17 protein-coding genes and 1 pseudogene are annotated in these 19,441 nt (G+C 51.0%); 7 read left to right on the top strand and 11 right to left on the bottom strand.

Going from position 1 to position 19,441, the window contains the following annotated elements; genetic code table 11:
* Nucleotides 1-56 precede the first annotated feature (56 nt).
* Entirely contained in the window at nucleotides 57-1,511 is a 1,455-nt protein-coding gene (locus GN241_15285) for an aminotransferase class I/II-fold pyridoxal phosphate-dependent enzyme (protein XAT58600.1), read from the bottom strand.
* Between the two features lie 165 nt (nucleotides 1,512-1,676).
* A pseudogene (locus GN241_15280) lies at nucleotides 1,677-3,064 on the bottom strand (aminotransferase class III-fold pyridoxal phosphate-dependent enzyme).
* A 339-nt stretch (nucleotides 3,065-3,403) separates the two neighbouring features.
* Here GN241_15280 and GN241_15275 point away from each other — a divergent pair.
* Nucleotides 3,404-4,660 (top strand): DUF4147 domain-containing protein, encoded by a 1,257-nt coding sequence (locus GN241_15275; protein XAT58599.1) that lies wholly within the window; start codon nucleotides 3,404-3,406, stop codon nucleotides 4,658-4,660.
* Here GN241_15275 and GN241_15270 read toward each other — a convergent pair.
* Nucleotides 4,649-6,973 carry a DNA topoisomerase 4 subunit A gene (locus GN241_15270; GenBank protein XAT58598.1) on the bottom strand — a complete coding sequence of 775 codons (2,325 nt, stop codon included), beginning with the start codon at nucleotides 6,971-6,973 and terminating at the stop codon, nucleotides 4,649-4,651. The two genes, GN241_15275 and GN241_15270, sit on opposite strands and share 12 nt — an antisense overlap.
* 174 nt (nucleotides 6,974-7,147) lie before the next feature.
* Here GN241_15270 and GN241_15265 point away from each other — a divergent pair, with 174 nt between their 5' ends.
* From GN241_15265 to GN241_15240, 6 genes are all read left to right on the top strand, one after another.
* Nucleotides 7,148-7,978: an SDR family NAD(P)-dependent oxidoreductase gene (locus tag GN241_15265; GenBank protein ID XAT59315.1), complete on the top strand. Its 831-nt coding sequence runs from the start codon at nucleotides 7,148-7,150 to the stop codon at nucleotides 7,976-7,978.
* 90 nt (nucleotides 7,979-8,068) lie between these two features.
* The gene (locus tag GN241_15260; GenBank protein ID XAT58597.1) at nucleotides 8,069-8,266 is read left to right on the top strand and encodes a twin transmembrane helix small protein; all 198 of its coding nucleotides are present in this window, start codon (nucleotides 8,069-8,071) and stop codon (nucleotides 8,264-8,266) included.
* A 10-nt stretch (nucleotides 8,267-8,276) separates the two neighbouring features.
* Nucleotides 8,277-8,849 (top strand): cob(I)yrinic acid a,c-diamide adenosyltransferase, encoded by a 573-nt coding sequence (locus GN241_15255; protein XAT58596.1) that lies wholly within the window; start codon nucleotides 8,277-8,279, stop codon nucleotides 8,847-8,849.
* Nucleotides 8,850-8,999: 150 nt separating this feature from the next.
* The gene (locus GN241_15250) at nucleotides 9,000-9,758 is read left to right on the top strand and encodes an electron transfer flavoprotein subunit beta/FixA family protein (protein ID XAT58595.1); all 759 of its coding nucleotides are present in this window, start codon (nucleotides 9,000-9,002) and stop codon (nucleotides 9,756-9,758) included.
* A complete protein-coding gene (locus GN241_15245; protein XAT58594.1) occupies nucleotides 9,758-10,687 on the top strand; it encodes an electron transfer flavoprotein subunit alpha/FixB family protein in 930 nt (309 codons plus the stop codon). The genes GN241_15250 and GN241_15245 overlap by 1 nt, the downstream gene beginning before the upstream one ends.
* 391 nt (nucleotides 10,688-11,078) lie before the next feature.
* Nucleotides 11,079-11,954 carry a 3-hydroxybutyryl-CoA dehydrogenase gene (locus GN241_15240; GenBank protein ID XAT58593.1) on the top strand — a complete coding sequence of 292 codons (876 nt, stop codon included), beginning with the start codon at nucleotides 11,079-11,081 and terminating at the stop codon, nucleotides 11,952-11,954.
* Between the two features lie 27 nt (nucleotides 11,955-11,981).
* Here GN241_15240 and GN241_15235 read toward each other — a convergent pair whose 3' ends face one another.
* The 8 genes from GN241_15235 to GN241_15200 all read right to left on the bottom strand — a co-directional run bounded on the left by GN241_15235 (nucleotide 11,982) and on the right by GN241_15200 (nucleotide 19,326).
* Nucleotides 11,982-12,869 carry an acyltransferase gene (locus GN241_15235; protein ID XAT59314.1) on the bottom strand — a complete coding sequence of 296 codons (888 nt, stop codon included), beginning with the start codon at nucleotides 12,867-12,869 and terminating at the stop codon, nucleotides 11,982-11,984.
* Nucleotides 12,870-12,900: 31 nt separating this feature from the next.
* A complete protein-coding gene (locus GN241_15230) occupies nucleotides 12,901-13,179 on the bottom strand; it encodes an HPr family phosphocarrier protein (GenBank protein ID XAT58592.1) in 279 nt (92 codons plus the stop codon).
* The gene (locus tag GN241_15225; protein ID XAT58591.1) at nucleotides 13,179-13,571 is read right to left on the bottom strand and encodes a PTS fructose transporter subunit IIA; all 393 of its coding nucleotides are present in this window, start codon (nucleotides 13,569-13,571) and stop codon (nucleotides 13,179-13,181) included. Before GN241_15225 ends, GN241_15230 begins: the two co-directional genes overlap by 1 nt.
* A gap of 48 nt (nucleotides 13,572-13,619) precedes the next feature.
* On the bottom strand, nucleotides 13,620-14,483 hold the full coding sequence (gene rapZ / locus GN241_15220) for an RNase adapter RapZ (GenBank protein XAT59313.1): 864 nt from the start codon (nucleotides 14,481-14,483) through the stop codon (nucleotides 13,620-13,622).
* Nucleotides 14,470-14,907: a serine kinase gene (locus tag GN241_15215; GenBank protein XAT58590.1), complete on the bottom strand. Its 438-nt coding sequence runs from the start codon at nucleotides 14,905-14,907 to the stop codon at nucleotides 14,470-14,472. The genes rapZ and GN241_15215 overlap by 14 nt, the downstream gene beginning before the upstream one ends.
* Entirely contained in the window at nucleotides 14,904-16,664 is a 1,761-nt protein-coding gene (locus GN241_15210; protein XAT58589.1) for a hypothetical protein, read from the bottom strand. The genes GN241_15215 and GN241_15210 overlap by 4 nt, the downstream gene beginning before the upstream one ends.
* A 3-nt stretch (nucleotides 16,665-16,667) precedes the next feature.
* Nucleotides 16,668-17,372 carry a response regulator gene (locus tag GN241_15205; GenBank protein XAT58588.1) on the bottom strand — a complete coding sequence of 235 codons (705 nt, stop codon included), beginning with the start codon at nucleotides 17,370-17,372 and terminating at the stop codon, nucleotides 16,668-16,670.
* 619 nt (nucleotides 17,373-17,991) lie between these two features.
* Nucleotides 17,992-19,326, bottom strand: coding sequence for a cytochrome P450 (locus GN241_15200; GenBank protein XAT59312.1), 1,335 nt, complete (start codon nucleotides 19,324-19,326; stop codon nucleotides 17,992-17,994).
* Nucleotides 19,327-19,441: the final 115 nt, after the last annotated feature.

Raw genomic sequence — 19,441 nt, 5'->3', positions numbered from 1 at the left:
TACAAAGGCGTCGTCGTGACTGTTAGGGCCAGTTTGGCGCACGAAATAGGTCCAGATTAGCGCAGGATTGCGGCTATTCCTGCGATACCCGCGTTAATTTTATCTGCGGAAATTGAAGAAAACGCCAAACGATAATAGTTTTTGGGTGGTGTGCTATCGTTAAAAAAAGCTTGCCCTGGTTCGATCAACACGCTTTGCTTTCTGAGCGTAATGGCCAATTCAGTGGTGTCACATCCATTTGGCGCGCGCATCCAGAAAGAAGAGCCGCCATGCATGCCTTTCCCGGCAATTTCAAGGCCATGGTCTGCGATTGCTTGCTCCATCATTTTGCTGCGCTGTAAATATGTTTTTCCCATGCGTTTGATCAGCGCATCATAATGGCCAAGGCGCAGAAAATAGGCCGCGGTTCTTTGAATATGGCCCGGGGGGTGGCGCAGAACGCTGGCACGCAGCGCCCGTGCTTCGCGGATAAAAGCCGCAGATCCGACCAAATATCCAAGCCGTAGCCCAGGAAAGAGCGATTTGGAGAAGGACCCAACGTAAATAACGCGGCCATCTTCATCCAATGATTTCAAGGCTGGAGATGGCGGCGTCAAAAACGACATTTCGAATTCGTAATCATCCTCGATGATTAAAGCGTCTAAGGCTTGCGCTTTGGACAATAGGGCTTTGCGGCGTTGCAATGGCATGGTGGCCGTTGTCGGACATTGGTGGCTTGGAGTCGTGAATATAACCGAGCTGTCATTTGGGATCCGATGCGGGGGCAGGCCATAATCATCCACATCCACCGCGGAAATATGGCAGCGCGACTGGTACAGAATATCGCGCAAGGCCGGGTAACAAGGGTTTTCGATCACGGCTTTGCGGCGCTGGTTGAGCAACACTTGGGTTGAAAGCCATAAAGCATTTTGCGCGCCCAAGGTGACTAAAATTTCGTCTGGAGCTGCAATAATCCCACGTCGGGGCAAGGTTTGCCGGGCGATAAATTCAATAAGCTCGGGATCATCGCGATCAAAGTAATCGGCGGTTAAAGATGGGAAGTCTTTCGCTCCAAGCGCTTTCATTGCGCAGGCGCGCCAATTTGCGTGATCAAAAAGCGAGGGATCGGTTTGGCCATAAATGAAGGGAAATTTATAGCGCGCCCAATCTTCGGGTTTTTCAAAAGTGGATGTTTCCGAGTAATGCTTGGCGATGGCGCGTGTCCAATCCACCTTTTCTTCCGATTTAGGCAGCGGTTTAAACTGGGGCGGTTCGGGCGCCTCGGGGGACACATAATATCCTGAGCGTCCTTTCGAGGTCAGGTATTCATTGGCCAGTAATTCGGTATAGGCCAATGTAACGGTAATGCGGCTTATGCCCAAATGCGTCGCAAGGCGCCGCGTTGATGGCAATTTTTCAAATTTTTGAAATCGCCCCGATAGGATGCCTTCCGCGATCATTTGTTGAATGCGGCCCTGCAGCGTGCCCTCGGCGTCTGGATCTAAAAAGAAAGTTTCTATTGGGATGGGCATAAGTCCAGTTTAGACTGTTTTTTTCAGAAAGGTAAACGCAGAATACTGCGCTTTCATATGGTGCATAAAAGGCGTGGGGTGGGCCTTTCGGTTGGCCTAAATGCGGGCCCAATGGCGCGCCTCTTGCCCCTTACCTGGGGCAAGAGAATGGCTTTTGGGGCTGGCTTAGCTTGCGAATACGCGCCCCAGCGCTTGATCAACCGCCTCGGTGATGTGGTTGATATCGTCTTTTGTGGCGATGAGCGCAGGGCTGAAACACAGCGAGTTGTTAAAGCCCGGCAAAGACCGGTTGGTGGCTCCGATGATCACGCCTTGGGCCATACAATCGGCTACAACAGCCTGTACTTTCTTCTCATCAGCAGGTTCTTTGCTGGCGCGGTCGGCCACCAGTTCGGCGCCGCAGAACAGCCCTTTCCCGCGCACATCACCGATCACAGGATGTTTTTCGGCCAACGCATTTAGGTTTTCGATCATATGCGCGCCCATCGCCAGCGTATTGTCGAGCAGCCCCTCATCTTCGATGATCCGCATATTTTCGATCGCCGCAGCCGGGCCGGCGGTACAGCCGCCAAAGGTTGAAATATCGCGGAAATAATTCATCTTATCGCCGGCGTCATCTTTGAACATATCGAAAACGGCTTCGGTGGTGACCATGCAGGCGATTGCGGCATATCCCGAGGCCACGCCTTTTGCCATCGTAACCATGTCGGGTTTGATCCCATAATTTTGATACCCGAACCAGGTGCCGGTGCGCCCGATGCCGCAGACAACTTCATCAATATGCAGCAAAATATCATATTTTATGCATATTTCTTGCACGCGTTCCCAATAGCCTTCCGGGGGGTGATAATACCGCCGCCAGCCGTCACGGGCTCAAGGCACAAGGCGCCAACGGTTTCAGGTCCTTCTGCCAAAATCACCTCCTCAATCGCGTCAGCGGCGCGTTTGCCGTAGGCTTCGCCTGTCAGATCCCACTGGGCGCGGTATTCCAAGCAATGGGGAACCCGGATGAATCCAGGCGCAAAGGGTCCGTATTGGGCGTTACGCTCATCTTGGCCACCGGCGGACAGCGTTGCGATGGTGGTGCCGTGATAATCGCGGTCACGATACAAGATTTTATGTTTTTTGCCGCCATAGCGCTTATGTGCGATCTGGCGCACCATTTTAAAGGCTTTTTCATTCGCCTCAGATCCAGAGTTGCAATAATAAACCCGGCTCATACCTGGCATTTTGCTAATCAGTTTTTCCGAGAACAGCGCCCCAGGAATCGACCCCGCAGAGCCAGCAAAATAGTTAAGCTTGATCAATTGGTCGCGTACCGCGTTGGCGATGCTTTCGCGCCCATAGCCGACATTAACCGTCCAGACGCCGCCAGAGACACCGTCAATATGTTCTTTTCCGTTTTGATCCCAAACCTTAATGCCTTTGCCTTCGACAATAATCCGGGGGTCATTGGTTTCAAAAGGTTTGTGCTGGATAAGGTGATGCCAGACATGGGCGCGGTCAGCTTCGACCACATGGGAAATATCGTTATCGTAAAGCGCTCCGTCCATTTGACGTCTCCTTGTTCTATATGCGCCCGATCGCTCGGCAGACTTTGTTTTCTCTTTGGTTCATTCAGCCTAATTCTTAGGCTTTCGATAGGGCCAGTTGATAACTGATTTTAGGTCCAAAATTGAAATTTTGGAAGTTTAGATCGCAAGGCTGGCTCCGAATCGAGTCAACAAAACCATAATATGCGGATTTTTGATGCAAAAAAGTTTTTAACCATCGCCCCGTTTGATCGGTCTTTTCATGGCGAGGCTAAGGTGGATTGGCGCTGGGATTTGCGCTTGAAATTTATTTTGCCTTTCTTTCTTTACCCTGTGCTGCCTTCAGGCTAGCAAATAAGCATGATACAAGATCCAAGAAACCTGTTTGAAACGCTGTTTGGGGTGGCGGTAGATGCTGCGGATGCCAAATCGGTGCTGAAACATCATTTGCCGAGCCCGCCGAAGGGCCGAACGGTTGTGGTGGGGGCTGGAAAAGGCGCCGCGCAATTGGCCGCTGCCTTTGAAGAGCTTTATGAGGCCCCGGTCACCGGCGTTATCGTGACCCGATATGGATACGCAACCCCCTGTCAGTCGATCACGGTTTTGGAGGCTGCACATCCTGTGCCGGATGCCGCGGGCGAGCGGGCCAGCGCCGCGCTGCTGAATGCGGTTGCGGGTTTGACGCCGGATGATTTGGTGGTGGCGTTGATCTGCGGCGGAGGATCCTCATTGTTGCCTTGCCCACCCGAGGGGTTCACCCTGGCCGATGAACAGGGTTTAAACGCAGCTTTATTGGCCTCGGGGGCGCCCATCTCTTCGATGAACGCGCTGCGCAAACAATTCAGCAAAATCAAGGGCGGGCGGCTTGCGGCGGCGGCTTATCCAGCGCCGGTTCTGTCTTTGGTATTATCCGATATTCCGGGCGATGATCTGGCGCAAGTGGCTTCTGGGCCAACCCTTCCCGATCAACGCGGGGCCGCAGAAGCCTTGGCGGCAATTGATAATTATCGCCTTGATTTACCAAAGCGCATGCGCGACGCGATTGCCACAGCGCAGGCCCCTTTGCCAGATGATCCTGTATTTAAAGGGCATGATGCGCGGTTGATTGGATCTGCGCGCTTATCGCTGGAAGCGGCGGCGCAGCGCGCCAGTGCGCTGGGCATACCCACAATGATTCTGTCTGATGCTATTGAGGGCGAGGCGGCGGATATTGCCCGCATGCATGCGGCCATGGCACGTGAAATTGCGCTGCGAGATCGGCCGTTTCGCAAACCTGTATTATTGTTGTCAGGCGGGGAAACCACCGTCACGTTAAAGGGCAATGGGCGCGGCGGGCGCAATACAGAGTTTCTTTTGGCTTTGGCCATTGCGCTTGATGGGATGGCAGGCGTCTACGGCTTTGCCGCCGACACTGATGGTATTGATGGTTCTGAAAGCAATGCTGGGGCCTTTATTGGCCCGGATACGTTGGTACGGCTGCAGAAACTGGGCCTTCAGCCAAGGGCCTCGCTTGCCAATAATGATGCGTTCAGCGCTTTTGAGGCCTTGGGTGAATTATTTTCGCCAGGGCCGACAGGCACCAATGTGAATGATTTCCGCGCGCTTTTAATCGTTTGACGCGGGCGGTTTTGTAAAGCGGTTGTCGCGCGGGAATCCGCGCGGTGCCATGCGGCCCGCGCTGGCCCGTTTTGAGGTCCATTCCAGCAGATCCGTTTCGGTGCGCGTGCGTCCTGCCGGATCTAGCCAGCTGAGACCCGCGGCCATATCAAAGGTGGTTACGTCTGACAGGCCGCCATCTTTATATTTTTGCAGCCGCACGCCTTTGCCGCGGTTCATTTCGGGAAGCTCTTCAATCGAAAATACCAAGACTTTTCGATTTTCACCCACAACCGCGACGTGATCCCCTGCAATCGGCAAGCAGGTCTTTGCCTTGATATCGCCGCGGACGTTCAGCACTTGTCTGCCGCTGCGCGTTTGGGCGATGATTTCGTCTTCTGGTACGATAAACCCATCCCCTGCAGAAGAGGCCACCAACAATCGGCGCCCGGGTTTATGAATTAAAATATCCAGTATTTCGCAGTCATTGGGCAAATCTATCATCAACCGTAGTGGCTCGCCCATACCTCGCCCTCCGGGCAGATTGGCGGCCGAGATTGTGTAGAAGCGGCCGTTGCTGGCAAAGACCAAAAGCCTATCGGTGGTTTCAGCGTGGAATATAAAGGCGCTTTCGTCGCCATCCTTGAATTTAAGCTCGCGGGCAAGGTCGATATGCCCGGTCATTGCGCGGATCCAGCCCATTTTACTGCAGACAACAGTGATTGGTTCGCGATCGATCATCGCTTCCATCGGCACATCTTCAACGTCTCGTGCTTCTGAAAAAACCGTACGCCGCGCGCCACCAGCATAGTCTTTGCCGAATTGTTTTTTTGTGGCTTTGATTTCTTCGGACACTTTCGCCCATTGCAGCGCCGTATCATCCAGCAGGGCCTGCAAGCCCGCACGCTCGAGGGTCAATGCCTCGCGCTCATTCACCAATTGCACCTCTTCCAAGCGCCGTAACGAGCGAAGGCGCATGTTTAAGATAGCTTCCGCTTGAACTTCGCTGAGGCTGCCAATTTGTTCAAGATTTGGGCCGCGATAATCGGCCTCAGAGGTGGCGCGGGGTTTTGAGGGATCCCAGATTTCGGCCATCAGCGCGGCTTTTGGATCCTCATCATAGCGGATAATATCGATCACCCGATCCAGATTCAAAAATGCGATGATCAAGCCGTTTAAAACTTCCAACCGATGATCTATTTTATCAATTCGGTATTTGCTACGGCGCAAAAGCACCTCTTGGCGGTGATCCAAAAAGGCCCGCAACACCTCTTTCATGCTGCAAACTTTTGGGGTCAGCCCATCGATCAAGACATTCATGTTCATCGCAAAGCGAATTTCCAGATCCGAGTTGCGATACATCATACCCATCAACATATCCGGATCGACGTTTTTCGACCGTGGCTCGATGATGAGGCGGATATCTTCTGCGCTTTCATCGCGCACATCACCCAAAATCGGTAGCTTTTTCAGTTGGATTAATTCAGCGATTTTTTCGATTAACTTGGATTTTTGAACTTGAAACGGAATTTCCGTTATCACAATTTGCCATTGCCCGCGCCCAAGGTCTTCGACATGCCATTTGCACCGCAACCGAAAGGAACCGCGGCCGCTACGATAGGCTTGCGCCATCGCTTCAGGGGTTTCTACGATCACGCCACCGGTAGGGAAATCGGGGCCTTTTACATAGGTCAAGAGCGTATCGTCTCGGGCGTCTGGTGTTTTGATCAAATGCAAGCAGGCATCGCAAAGTTCGGCAATATTGTGCGGTGGAATATTGGTTGCCATGCCAACCGCGATGCCGCTTGAGCCATTGGCCAGAAGGTTGGGGAAGCTGGCGGGCAGCACCACGGGCTCGCTCAAAGTGCCATCGTAATTTTCGCGAAAATCAACCGCGTTTTCGTTCAAACCTTCCAAAAGTGCTTCGGCAACTGCGGTCATGCGCGCTTCTGTATAGCGGCTGGCCGCAGGGTTATCGCCGTCAATATTACCAAAATTTCCCTGGCCATCGACAAGCGTGTAACGCACATTGAAATCTTGGGCCAAGCGCGCCATCGCATCATAGATCGCAGCATCGCCATGGGGATGATAATTGCCCATCACATCGCCGCTGATCTTGGCCGATTTACGAAACCCGCCAGTTGCGCTGAGGCGCAATTCGCGCATCGCATAAAGGATGCGGCGATGCACTGGCTTCAAGCCATCGCGGGCATCGGGCAGGGCGCGATGCATGATCGTAGAGAGCGCGTAGGTTAAATACCGATCGCCAATCGCCCGCCGTAGCGGTTCAGAGGTGATGCCATCTATATTGGGGTCGTCGGTTATTTCATCCATAGATGATGTGATAGCCGCTGCGTTCTGGCAGGTAAAGCGGCAGCGACATAATTTTTCAACCGGTCTGCTTTAAACATCCATTTCTGGTTGGTTAGCCGTAAGAACCGTAAAAACATTGCCTCCTTCTAGAAATTATGCGCAAGGGTGATCGCGTTAAAATCGGATAAAAAAATGATTCAGCAAAAATCGATTCTCATCACCGGATGTTCCTCCGGCATTGGCTATGATGCGGCGCATCGGCTGCAGGCGGAAGGTTGGCGGGTTTTTGCCAGCTGCCGGAAAGCGGATGATGTGGCACGTCTGCGTGCCGAGGGATTGGAGAGCGTGCGAATAGATTACAGCCTTGAAGCCACCATCGCATCGGGGTTACACGAAGTGCTCGAAAAAACCGATGGGCGCCTTGATGCCTTGTTCAACAATGGCGCTTTTGCCTGCCCCGGCGCGGTCGAGGATCTGCCGCGCGCCGCTTTGGCGGCTTTGTTTGAAACCAATCTCTTTGGATATCACGATTTAACCCGCCAAGTCATTCCAATCATGCGCGCGCAGGGTTCTGGACGCATTCTCAATTGTTCTTCAGTGCTGGGCTTCGTTGCCTTGCCATGGCGGGGGGCGTATGTGGCCAGCAAATTTGCGCTGGAAGGGTTGACGCATACTTTGCGGCTTGAAATGCGCGATAGTCCGATTGACGTGGTGCTTATTCAACCCGGGCCGATCACCAGTCATATCCGTCAAAACGCAATTCCACATTTTGAGAAATGGATTGATTGGCGCGGATCAGCCCGCGCGGCATTTTATGAACGTCACTTGGTAAAACGTCTGTATGAAGATGCGGGGCCAGATAAGTTTGAATTGCCGGCCAGTGCGGTCAGCGATACGCTGCTGCGCGCGCTCAGCGTTAAGAAACCAAGAGCCAACTATTATGTGACCGCTCCCACCTATATGGCCAGTTGGATGCGCCGCTTGCTGCCACAGCGCGCTTTGGATTATCTGCTGACCCGCGGTTAAGGGGCTGGGACGCATAATCATGGAGATTGGCCTTCGCTTTTTGGAAGAAGACGCCTACATAAAACTTGAGGCAGAATGGAAACACAGAATATGGCGCAAGATCCCCTTTTTATTATCGTTATTTTAGCTATGGCAGCAGTGGCAATCATCTTGATGATTGGCATTGGAGGTTTTGGTCGGGGTGGTGAATTCAATCGTAAATACGCAAATAAATTGATGCGCTTGCGTATTTTTGCGCAATTCATCGCAGTGCTGTTGATTTTGCTTTTCGTTTATTTTGCGGGTTAAGGAGACTGAGATGGTTGTTTTAAACAAAATCTACACCAAAACCGGAGATGATGGTGAAACCGCGTTGGGCAATGGCACGCGTGTGGCCAAACATTCCATGCGCGTGAACGCCTATGGCACGGTGGATGAGTTAAACGCCACGGTGGGCGTTGCCCGGTTGCATGCAGAGGGTGATATGGGGCAATGGCTTTCCTTGATCCAGAACGATCTGTTTGATTTGGGCGCGGATCTGTGCCGTCCCGAGATGGAACGCGATCATGAAGCCGAATACGCGCCCTTGCGCATGGCGGGATCGCAAGTGACGCGTTTGGAAAATGAAATTGATGTTCTAAATGCCAAGCTTTCACCCTTGCGCAGCTTTATTTTGCCCGGCGGCAGCGTGTTGTCAGCGCATCTACACGTGTGCCGCACCGTGGCGCGCCGTGCAGAGCGCCTTTGTGTTGAGCTTGCAACCATGGAAGCGATCAACCCGGATGCCGTGCGGTATTTGAACCGGTTGAGCGATTGGTTCTTCGTGGCAGGCCGCGTCGCCAATAATGCCGGCGCTGACGACATATTATGGGTTCCCGGTGCAAATAGATAAGATAAATTGCATTTTTTTATAAAAACGCGACGTCCTAGACCCCTACTGTGACGATTTTTTGCTGTCGTTTCCGGCCTCATAGGATTATCACGGGTGGGATTTTGGATGGGTGATACGCTGTAAAGCGTAAATTGCGAAGGAGATCTCCCCATGAAGGTATTGGTGCCTGTCAAACGCGTAATAGATTATAATGTGAAAGTGCGCGTGAAAGCGGATGGGTCTGGCGTTGATTTGGCCAATGTCAAAATGTCGATGAACCCGTTTGATGAAATTGCCGTTGAGGAAGCAATCCGGCTGAAAGAGGCGGGCAAGGCAGATGAGATTATCGCGGTGTCTGTTGGCGTTGAAAAAGCACAAGAAACCTTGCGCACCGCCTTGGCCATGGGCGCGGATCGCGCAATTCTTGTGGTTGCCGCCGAAGACGTACATCAAGATATCGAGCCTTTGGCCGTGGCAAAAATACTCAAAGCGATTGTGGAGGAAGAGCAGCCGGGTTTGGTGCTCTGCGGCAAGCAAGCCATCGACAATGATATGAACGCAACCGGTCAAATGCTGGCCGCGCTGTTGGGCTGGTCACAGGCCACCTTTGCATCTGAATTGAGCGTTGAGGGCGATGCCGCGGTTGTCACCCGCGAGGTCGATGGCGGTTTGCAAACGATTAAAGTAACCATGCCGGCGATCGTTACCGTTGACTTGCGGTTGAATGAGCCTCGTTATGCCTCGCTGCCCAATATAATGAAGGCTAAGAAAAAGCCTTTGGATCAAAAAACTGCGGCGGAATTGGGCGTTGATATCGCGCCGCGCCTGAGCATTGTGAATACGGGCGAACCCGAAGCGCGTTCGGCCGGGATTAAGGTGGGCTCGGTCGATGAGCTGGTGGAAAAACTTAAAGAAGCAGGAGCAGTATAATGGCAGTTCTTCTTTTGGCAGAAGTGAATGGCACTGAACTGGCCGTAGATGCCACTGCAAAAGCGGTGCGCGCGGCCACCGCTTTGGGTGATGTTACGATTTTATGCGCGTCAGCGGGTTGCGGCGCGGCTGCTTCGGCTGCCGCGCAATTGGACGGGGTAGGCAAAGTGTTATGCGCGGATGATGCGGCCTATGGAAATGGCCTTGCGGAACCGATTGCAGATCTTATTGTTTCATTGGCGGGCGATTATTCTCATTTCGTTGCTCCGGCAACAAATTCAGCAAAAAATATTCTACCCCGGGTTGCGGCCTTATTGGATGTGATGGTGATCACCGATATCACGGCTGTGGTCGATGCAGATACGTTTGAACGCCCGATTTATGCCGGCAATGCCATTCAACGGGTTAAAAGCGGCGATGCCAAAAAGGTGTTATCGGTGCGAACTGCAAATTTTGACGCAGTTGGTAGCACTGGTGCCGCAACGGTTGAGAATGTTTCAGCTGCGCCCGATCCTGGTTTGTCACAATGGATTGAAGATAAGGTGGCCAGCAGTGATCGGCCCGAACTGACTTCTGCGGGCGTGGTCGTGTCTGGCGGCCGCGGCGTTGGCAGCCAAGATGATTTTGCGATGATCGAAAACTTAGCCGATAAATTGAATGCGGCTGTTGGCGCTTCGCGCGCGGCGGTTGACTCTGGGTATGCTCCCAATGATTGGCAAGTGGGTCAAACGGGCAAGGTGGTTGCACCCGATCTGTATGTCGCGGTTGGAATTTCCGGTGCGATCCAGCATTTGGCCGGAATGAAAGACAGCAAAATTATAGTGGCCATCAACAAAGATGAAGAAGCGCCTATCTTCCAAGTTGCTGATTTCGGGCTTGTTGCTGATTTGTTTGAAGCAGTGCCCGAGCTAACTGAAAAGCTGGTATAAACCAAGCCTATAAATTTACATCAACAAGAAGCCCGCATGCGCGGGCTTTTTTATTGCGTGATGCGCCTCTGGCGATTTGGCGCAGCCTTGAGCCGCTGGTAGATTGATCTAAGCGCTTTGAATATATCCAAGTCGACATGCCAGTTGGTTAGGTTTTTTTTAGCGCGGTGAAGCGAAAATTCTAAGTTGGTTTTGGCGCATATTATTGGGCCTGATTTCAAATGCGCAGCGCGGCTGGGCATGCGTTTTAAAGGTTGGCAAAGCATTTGGCCCTTTCTTTTTGCAACTTTTAGAAAAGGCTTTAGAAAATTTTGATAAGAAAACCGCCAGCCCTTGCACCTCTTTGCTCTGAATGCCTATGCTCTGCCAAGCATCAAGAGGAGCGCGCGGCGTGGATATTCAAAAAGTCGGAGTGATCGGGGCCGGGCAGATGGGCAATGGTATTGCGCATGTTCTGGCGCTGGCCGGATATCAGGTGACGATAACGGATCTTAATCAGGCGGCTTTGGACAATGCGCGCATTGTTATTGATCGCAATTTGGCGCGTCAGGTTAAAGGCGCGAAAATAACCGCTGATCAGAAAGTTGACGCCATCGCGCGGATTTCTACCACATTGGCCCTGTCCGATTTGGGCGCTGCGGATTTGGTGATTGAAGCGGCAACTGAAAAAGAGGCGCTGAAACATAGCCTCTTTGAGGCGCTTGTGCCGCATTTGCAGCCTCATACCATTTTGACATCGAACACCTCTTCGATCTCAATCACGCGCTTGGCCAGCCGTACGGATCGGCCAGAAAAGTTTATGGGGTTTCATTTTATGAACCCGGTGCCGGTGATGGATCTTGTTGAGCTTATTCGTGGAATTGCCACGGATAAGGCGACCTATGATAGCTGCCTCGCGGTGGTTAATAGGCTTGGTAAAACAGCGGCCAGCGCTGAAGATTTTCCTGCATTTATCGTGAATCGGATTTTAATGCCGATGATCAATGAAGCCGTTTACACGCTTTACGAAGGCGTGGGGTCGGTTGAATCGATTGATCAATCGATGCGTCTGGGGGCCAATCATCCGATGGGACCACTCGAACTGGCCGATTTTATCGGGTTGGATACGTGTTTGGCGATTATGAATGTGCTGCATGATGGGTTGGCCGATACCAAATACCGGCCCTGTCCGTTAATGACCAAATATGTAGAAGCCGGTTGGCTCGGGCGTAAAACGCAGCGTGGATTTTATGATTATCGAGGCCCAACCCCCGTGCCGACGCGCTAAACGTCGCCGCCTCATAGCCGCTCTGGCTCAGCTTTTCTTATCGGCAAGCCCAAGCGTCTCGGCGCGCAGCCAATTTACAAAGCCGCGCGGATTAGACGCCCAGTCTTTAATCGCATCGCGCTCGATCACATCCCCAACCACCGGCGCTTGGGGCTTGTTCATCGCATGAACCACTTCATGCAGCAGTAACCCTTGGCGCAGCGTGGCAGAAATTTGGTTGGCAATTTGATAAATGCGCGAGTTTGCGCCGGGAAAAAAAATCGGTAAGACGCGCGCGTTTGAGCGCTGGATCATTTTCGAGGTAAATGGGTTCCATTCTGCCTCCATCGCGGGGCCGAACATCGTTTTAGACGCCGCCACGGCGCCAGAAGGGAATAGAACCACCACACCGCCATTTTTCAGATGCGACATTGCGCTTTTTCGCATTTCAAGGTTTTTTTCCAGTGCCTGGCTGTCATGCGCAAAGGGAACAGGAATCATAAAGTTTTCAATTTCGGCAATACCAGTGAGCAAGGTGCGGGTTAAGATTTTATAATCTGTGCGCACGCGCCCGATTAGTTCTCCAAGAATCATACCATCGACCAATCCATGGGGATGATTCGCGGTGATAACCAGTGGACCCTCTCTGGGAATTTTATCGATTTGGCTTTGCGGGGTTTGCAGCTCGACATTCATGATGTCCAAAGCTTGTTTCCAAAAGGCCTGGCCAACCGGAACGCCCCGGGCCTCAAATTTGCGTATGACCCGCAGCAGGCGCAGCTTGCCGGTTAAAAATTCAATGGTTTGGATGGTTCTGCGCTGGGCTGGGTTTTTAAAGGTTGTGGCATAGGACAGTTTGCGCCTGTCATAAGGAATATCCGGATCCACAGGTTTGGAGAGGGGCTGATCATCTCTTAACCCCCGGGTTTGTTGTATCTGCTCCACCACAGTATTTCCTTTTTTGTCTTCAGAAGTCTTCGCCGAATCTAGCGGCTATCAAGACGCCAATCGCTTCTGACAGATCCTTGGCTTGGTTTCCTTTGGTGTGCACGTCAATAGAGGTTCCGCGGGAGGCTGCCAACATCAAAAGGCCCATAATGCTATTGCCGCAAGCCTGTAAACCATCTTTGAAGATCTCTGCCGTAGCGTCATATCGTTCAACGGTTTCAACCAGCTTGGCTGCCGCGCGAGCGTGTAAGCCCTTTTCATTGATAATTTCAAAGCGTTCAGAATATGTATCTTGCATCAGAGTCCCGCGCCATCATGGCAATCAATATATTTGCGCCCGGCGTCCAAAGAGATATCCACTGCGTCTTGGACCGAGAGCCGCCGTGATTTTGTAAGCTTGATCAACATGGGTAGGTTTGCGCCGTAAATGATTTTACGATCCCGGGGCCTGCAAGCTTGCAACGACAGATTGCAGGGGCTTCCGCCAAACATATCGGTCACCACAACCACCCCATCACCGGTATCAACGTGATCGGCGGCGTTACAAATTTCGGCTTCCATGAAGGCCCTGTCATACTCGGCGCTGATGCCAATGGTGGCGATGCTTTTTTGTTTGCCCACGACATGCTCCACTGCGGCCAAATACTCTTTTGCAAGACCACCATGCGCGACAATTACAATTCCAATCACCTGACCGCCCTTACCTTCCGCCGCCTTTATCCCTACTCAATATAGCTCTTACTCGTCCAATTCCATATGCTGCGTCAACACATTCCAGCCACAATCTTCTAAAGCCTGTGCCATTAACTCCACGAGGGTTACGGATCTGTGTTGCCCCCCCGTGCAGCCAAAAGCCAATGTGAATTGGGTTTTTCCTTCTCTCTTATAGGCAGGAAGTAGGAATAGGATCAATGCATGGGTTTTTTGGAAAAATTCTGTAAAAGCTGGATCGCTGGCGACATAGTCTTGTACAGTCTGATCTCGCCCATCGCCTGCCCGCAAGGCTGGTTGCCAATGTGGGTTTTTTAAAAACCGCACATCGAGCACCATATCAGCGCCGACAGGTACCCCTTTTTTGTAGGAAAATGATTTCAAGATCACGGCCAAATCGGTATTTTCCCCGCCGTCAAAATGATGTTTGATCTGCGCGCGCAAGTCGTGTGGCGTCAAGTCAGATGTATCGATTAATAGATCCGCTTTGGCTTTGATGGGGATTAAGAGTTCGATCTCATGCGCGATCCCGTCTTGGATGGTTTCTCGGGGTGCAAAAGGGTGTTTGCGCCGGGTTTCAGAAAACCGCAGATTGAGCACTTTTGGATCACAATCAACAAACAGGACGGTTGCTTTGATTTTGGGCAGCGCTTTTAATTGGGCAATCGAGTTGATGATGGCTTGGATGGAAAAGTCGCGGTTTCGAATATCCAACCCAATCGCCAAGGGTTTGAATGTTTTTGAAGAAGTGGCCACCTTGTCTATTAAGGAAATTGGCAAGTTATCGATGGTTTCAAATTCCAGTTCTTCCAAAGCGTTGATAGCAGAGGATCGTCCCGCGCCCGACGGACCGGTTACAAGAACCAAGGTAATTTGGTCAGCTGTTGACATCGGACAGATTTTGATCATGCGCTAAACCGCTTTGCGCTAGGATATAGACTGCCGAGGCAAATCCGTCCATCTGTGTTGGATAAATTAATGAAAGTTTGACCCCAAATAAATCATGGTATTTTTGCTCAGGAAGGCGAGAGGTTTCGCGCTGGTTCAGGTCAATTATCAATTGAAGCCGTGTTTCTTGCACCAGCTTTGGTCTTAAAAAGCCAATTCCGCGCGCTTCGATCAGGCCTTTGATGGTGGCCGGGCACCGCGCGACCACGTGGTTTTCTACCCGTGTTACCAGCGTTTTATCATCTGTAACCAATGAGGCGCCGAGCGCGATCAACTGAATGGCGAGGGATGATTTCCCACTTCCGGATGCTCCCAAAATCAGGATGCCGCGCCCGTCGATATCGATGCAGCTTGCATGCAGTATCATGTTATCCCCATGTAATTCGTTGTTTCACTACATATTCGCGGCAGGCCAACCAAAAGCCTTGCCCCTAAAATATCACTCTCTTCGCCTGTTGAGAGCTTGGATGTGATATTTTCTGCCCAAATCACGCCGCCATGCGCCTCGACCACTTGTTTTGAAATGCTCAAACCTAAACCAGAATGCGCCCCAAAAGCGCTGTTCGGTCGATCAGAATAGAAGCGATTGAAAATTTTATCCAATGAGCCTTTCGGGAAGCCGGGCCCAGTATCCTCGATAACCGCCAAACAGGTATCAGTCTGTAATTTTACCCAGATACGAATAATACCACCGGCGTCGCAGAAACTTATCGCATTGGTGGCCAAGTTTTCAAACACCTGCGCAAGCCGCTTTTCTAAGCCATTTATGATGATTGTTTTTTGAGGCAGCTCCAATTCGATCGTGATATCTTTTTCTGCTGCTACCGGATCATATCTTTGCGCAACGTTGCGCAGCAACTGGCCTATGTCAAAACTGGCAAAGGTTTCTTGCTCGAGCTGGCCATCGAGCCTTCCGGCAGCTCTAATGTCATTTAGCAAGCGTTCCATCCGCAGCACATCTTCTTGGATTATTCCAAGAAGATGCTGGCGTTGGGTCTCTTCTTTTACCAATTCTAACGCTTTTGCAGCTGCGCGCAGCGAGGTGAGCGGATTTTTGACCTCATGTATCACGTCGCTTGTAAATCGGTTTTGCATATCTATTTGTTTGTAATATTTGCGGTTTATTTCACGTAAAACGGCGGTTAGATTCGCCACTTCGCTGCCCTCTGGTGCTAGAGACGCTTGCTCAAGTATGAGTTGGTGCCAAGGTAGGCTTGTTTGCGCATTCTTCTGCTGAAGTCGCCTTGTCAACACAGTGATTGGGTGGCTGACCCGATAAAAAATCAATAGACTGATCAGGGCGGAGGTTAAAACACCCCAGCCAACCGCTGTAACGGTTTGGACACGCAAATCAGAATAAATCTTTTGCCGCGCAGAATCTTCAATGAAAATGGCCAAAGCGCCGAGGATTTTGCCGTGATGTTCAATAATGCCAGTTTCTAAAAAATATAAATTGCCGATGTTTGATCGAATGTTGAAATCGGCGTGTCGATATGCGTTCTGCAATGTTTTATGGATTGCTGCAAAAAGCAGTTGCTCCAACGATACAAAATGTGAGGTCGCTTCTGCATCAGGTTGAATCGTTGCAAAACTTTGCTGAGAGATGTAATGGGTTTGAGGGTCATTATGCGACCCAGGATCTGGATGAAGAGACGCTTGCGCCAAGATTTCACCCCGCGTACCGAACAGCGTTATTTGTCCATTTACCTGTGCATCAATCTGATCTGTATAAGCCTTTAATTGGGCATTGTGATCGCGCCACGTATCCATCTGCAACAGCTTTGGTGTAAGCATTTGAAAAATGTGGTCAGCTGTGTGGTGAGGGTGTTTCAAATGTAGCGCTTCAATCAATGCCGGCCATCTATGCAGCGTTGCAGCGTTGAGTAGCAGCAAGATTATAACCAGAACCATATTTACCGAAATGATTAAAACTTTTGAGTTGTGCAAGCGCGGTGATAGCGCGCCCGATGCCTTTGCGATCCAATTTTGGTTCTGGGGTTCTTTGGATTGGTGCGCGCGAACCAGCTTAGGCCAGTGGCGCGCCCCAATACCCTCGGACTGATGCGTTTCGCGCTCCGCCTCTGCGGTTTCGGTTGCGCTGTGAGAACGATCGCCGGTAGTCATATCCTACCAAGTGTCATCATAGCGATACCCAATGCCATAAAGCGTTTCAATCGCCGCAAAGCTTTGCTCCGCCACGCGCATTTTTTTACGCAGGCGTTTTACATGGCTGTCAATCGTGCGGTCATCGACATAAACTTGATCCCCATAGGCCACGTCCATCAATTGATCGCGGCTTTTCACAAAGCCCGGACGGATTGCCAAGGCTTGCAGCAATAAAAACTCGGTGATCGTAAGCGCCACATGAATGCCTTTCCATTGCACCGTGTGGCGTTGGGGATCCATTGTTAAATTGCCTCGCTTCATGACGTTTGTGTCGCTTTTATCCGGTTCAATTTTTCCCGCGATAAGATCATTGCGGCGCAGTAAGGTTCGGATGCGTTCGATCAGTAACCGTTCTGAAAAAGGTTTGGTGATATATTCGTCCGCGCCCAACCGTAGACCCAAAATTTCATCAATCTCATCATCTTTAGAGGTTAGAAAAATGATCGGAAGCCAACTTTTCTGCCGAAGTTTTTGAAGCAATTCCAGACCGTCCATTCTGGGCATTTTAATATCTATTACGGCAAGGTCTGGTTTGACCCTGGAAAAGGCGTCGAGGGCCGCGGCGCCATCAGGAAAGGCCTCTACCTCAAATCCTTCCGCCTTTAGAATGACGGAAAGGGAGGTTAGTAGATGCCGGTCATCATCAACGGTTAATATCTTGGTCATAGAGGCACCCGTTTTCTCAATAAGCGCGCATTGCTCGCGTTTACACGCCTTGGTCAAAATTCTTAAAAATAAGTTTTTAATTTTTTTTATGCTCGGTCGGACATTAATCAAATATGATATTTAAAGCTATAATTTGTTTAAAATGTGGCAATTTATCTTCTTTTGTATAGAAAACTGATATTCTTTTGGACTTATTTCCGCGCGCATTGGGATGTTAATTTTCAGATAGTCTCGCTGTTAAGACAGGCGTTACCTGGCCGCTGCCGGGTGGTTTTTATGCTGGCGTTTGCATTAATATTTGGAAATGGGTGATCTCTTGCTTGGGTCTTGGCTCAGTGGAAACAATGGGGCAAGGGATATAAGTCACTGATTTGAATTTTAAATTTGGGGGTATGGTTGTGCAAGGCGGCCCGATTGCGGTCGTTTGTTTGCGCCGCGGGGAGGGTATGCAGCACATTACTCACAAATAAGATTGAGGTGGGTCTCAAACATCTGGGCGAACGCATGCAAGATGATTGCGAAGCGTTGCTATGCCATATTTCAGCGCGCCAATACCGTTTCAAAAGCTTTTTAAGGCTGGATAATGGCGAAAGCGTGATCTGATGACCGCTATTATTTGTTAGAAATCAAGCCGAGGATTGGGCTCTGCGTCGATTTTTTCAGTGGTGAGCCAAACGCCCCCCGCCGGGCGCAAGGTTAAAATCATTTCCGGCGTTGGATTGCGCCCTAAAACAGGATTGAAACGGAATGATTTAAGCAGGCTGGCCAAAATGATGATCGCTTCATTTATCGCAAAATTTGATCCGATACAAATGTGCGGTCCGTCTCCAAAGGGCAGATACGCGTAGCGTTCAAGTTTTTTGGCATCAGCAAACCGCTCTGGGGAGAAAGCGTTCGGATCCTGCCAAAGCAGGTGATGTCTGTGCAGCGCATAGATTGGAATGATCACAGTATCGCCTTTTTGAATGTTCCGCCCGCATAACATATCTGCGGCCATGGCGGTGCGCGAAACCAAAGCGGCAGGCGGATAAAGGCGCAGCGTTTCCTCAATGATTTGGCGCAGAAAAGGCAGGTTTTTCACGTCATCGCCTGTGGCTATTTTGCCGCTTACATTGTTTTGAATTTCGATTCTGGCTTGGTCTTGTCTCTGGGGATCATTGGCGATCAAATATAAAGCCCAGGCCAGCGTTAACGCCGTGGTTTCATGGCCTGCCACGATAAAGGTTAGTAAATTATCGCGTAATTCTGCAGTGTTCATTTTGCGTTGGGTTTTCGGGTCTTGCCCTGCAAGCAGCAGATCTAATAAATCGGGGGGTGATTTTTGCGCCTGTTGGCGGCGTTCATTGATCACATTATCCGCAAGGGATTTCATTGTTTTGAGCGCTGGGCCTGCGCGCAACCGATTCGGTCTGGGAATCCAATCTGGAAAGCCCAAAATGTCAAAAAGGGAGACGCGGCCGGCTTCGGCGATATAGCTGTCGATGGCGTGATGTACGGCCGAACGGTCAAATCCGCGATCTCCCGAAAACGTAACATCCGAAATAACATCAAACGTGGTTTTGACCATTTCATCCAAGAAATCAATCGCTTGGTGGGAGCTGTCGGCAAGGCGTTGGCAACAACGTTCGGCTGCAGAGGAGATTATTGGGCTTAGGTTCATCACGTTGCGCTGCGAGAACACCGGCGCTGCGGCGCGCCGTTGCCAGCGCCAATGCGCGCCTTCTGCGATAAATAATGATTCTCCGATTGCCGGCTTCAGCAAATTTTTGGTCACCTGCGATTTCGGATAGTTTTCTACGTTCTCCAGTAACATCCGGCGCAGCGCGGTGGGATCCATCACCATATGCCATCGCTTTCCCGTCTTTCCAGAAACCATAGGTTGCCGCGTGGCAATTTCGGGAATGATCGACAAAACGTTTTGCCGTGCGGCCAAGAGCGATTGCATAACGCCCATTGGCTCAGTCACAAGCGCGATGCGGGTCGGAAAGGCGTGCGTGCTGTTCATTATACAAATCTATTGCATTCGCAGGCAAAGGCAAAACCTTGTTGGGTTGACATCAACGTGAACC

This window comes from Rhodobacteraceae bacterium IMCC1335, from assembly GCA_039640495.1.
Taxonomy (GTDB): Bacteria; Pseudomonadota; Alphaproteobacteria; order Rhodobacterales; family Rhodobacteraceae; genus Thalassovivens.
Note: the sequence above shows the minus strand (reverse complement) of the source record. Positions and strands in the feature narration are given on the sequence as shown.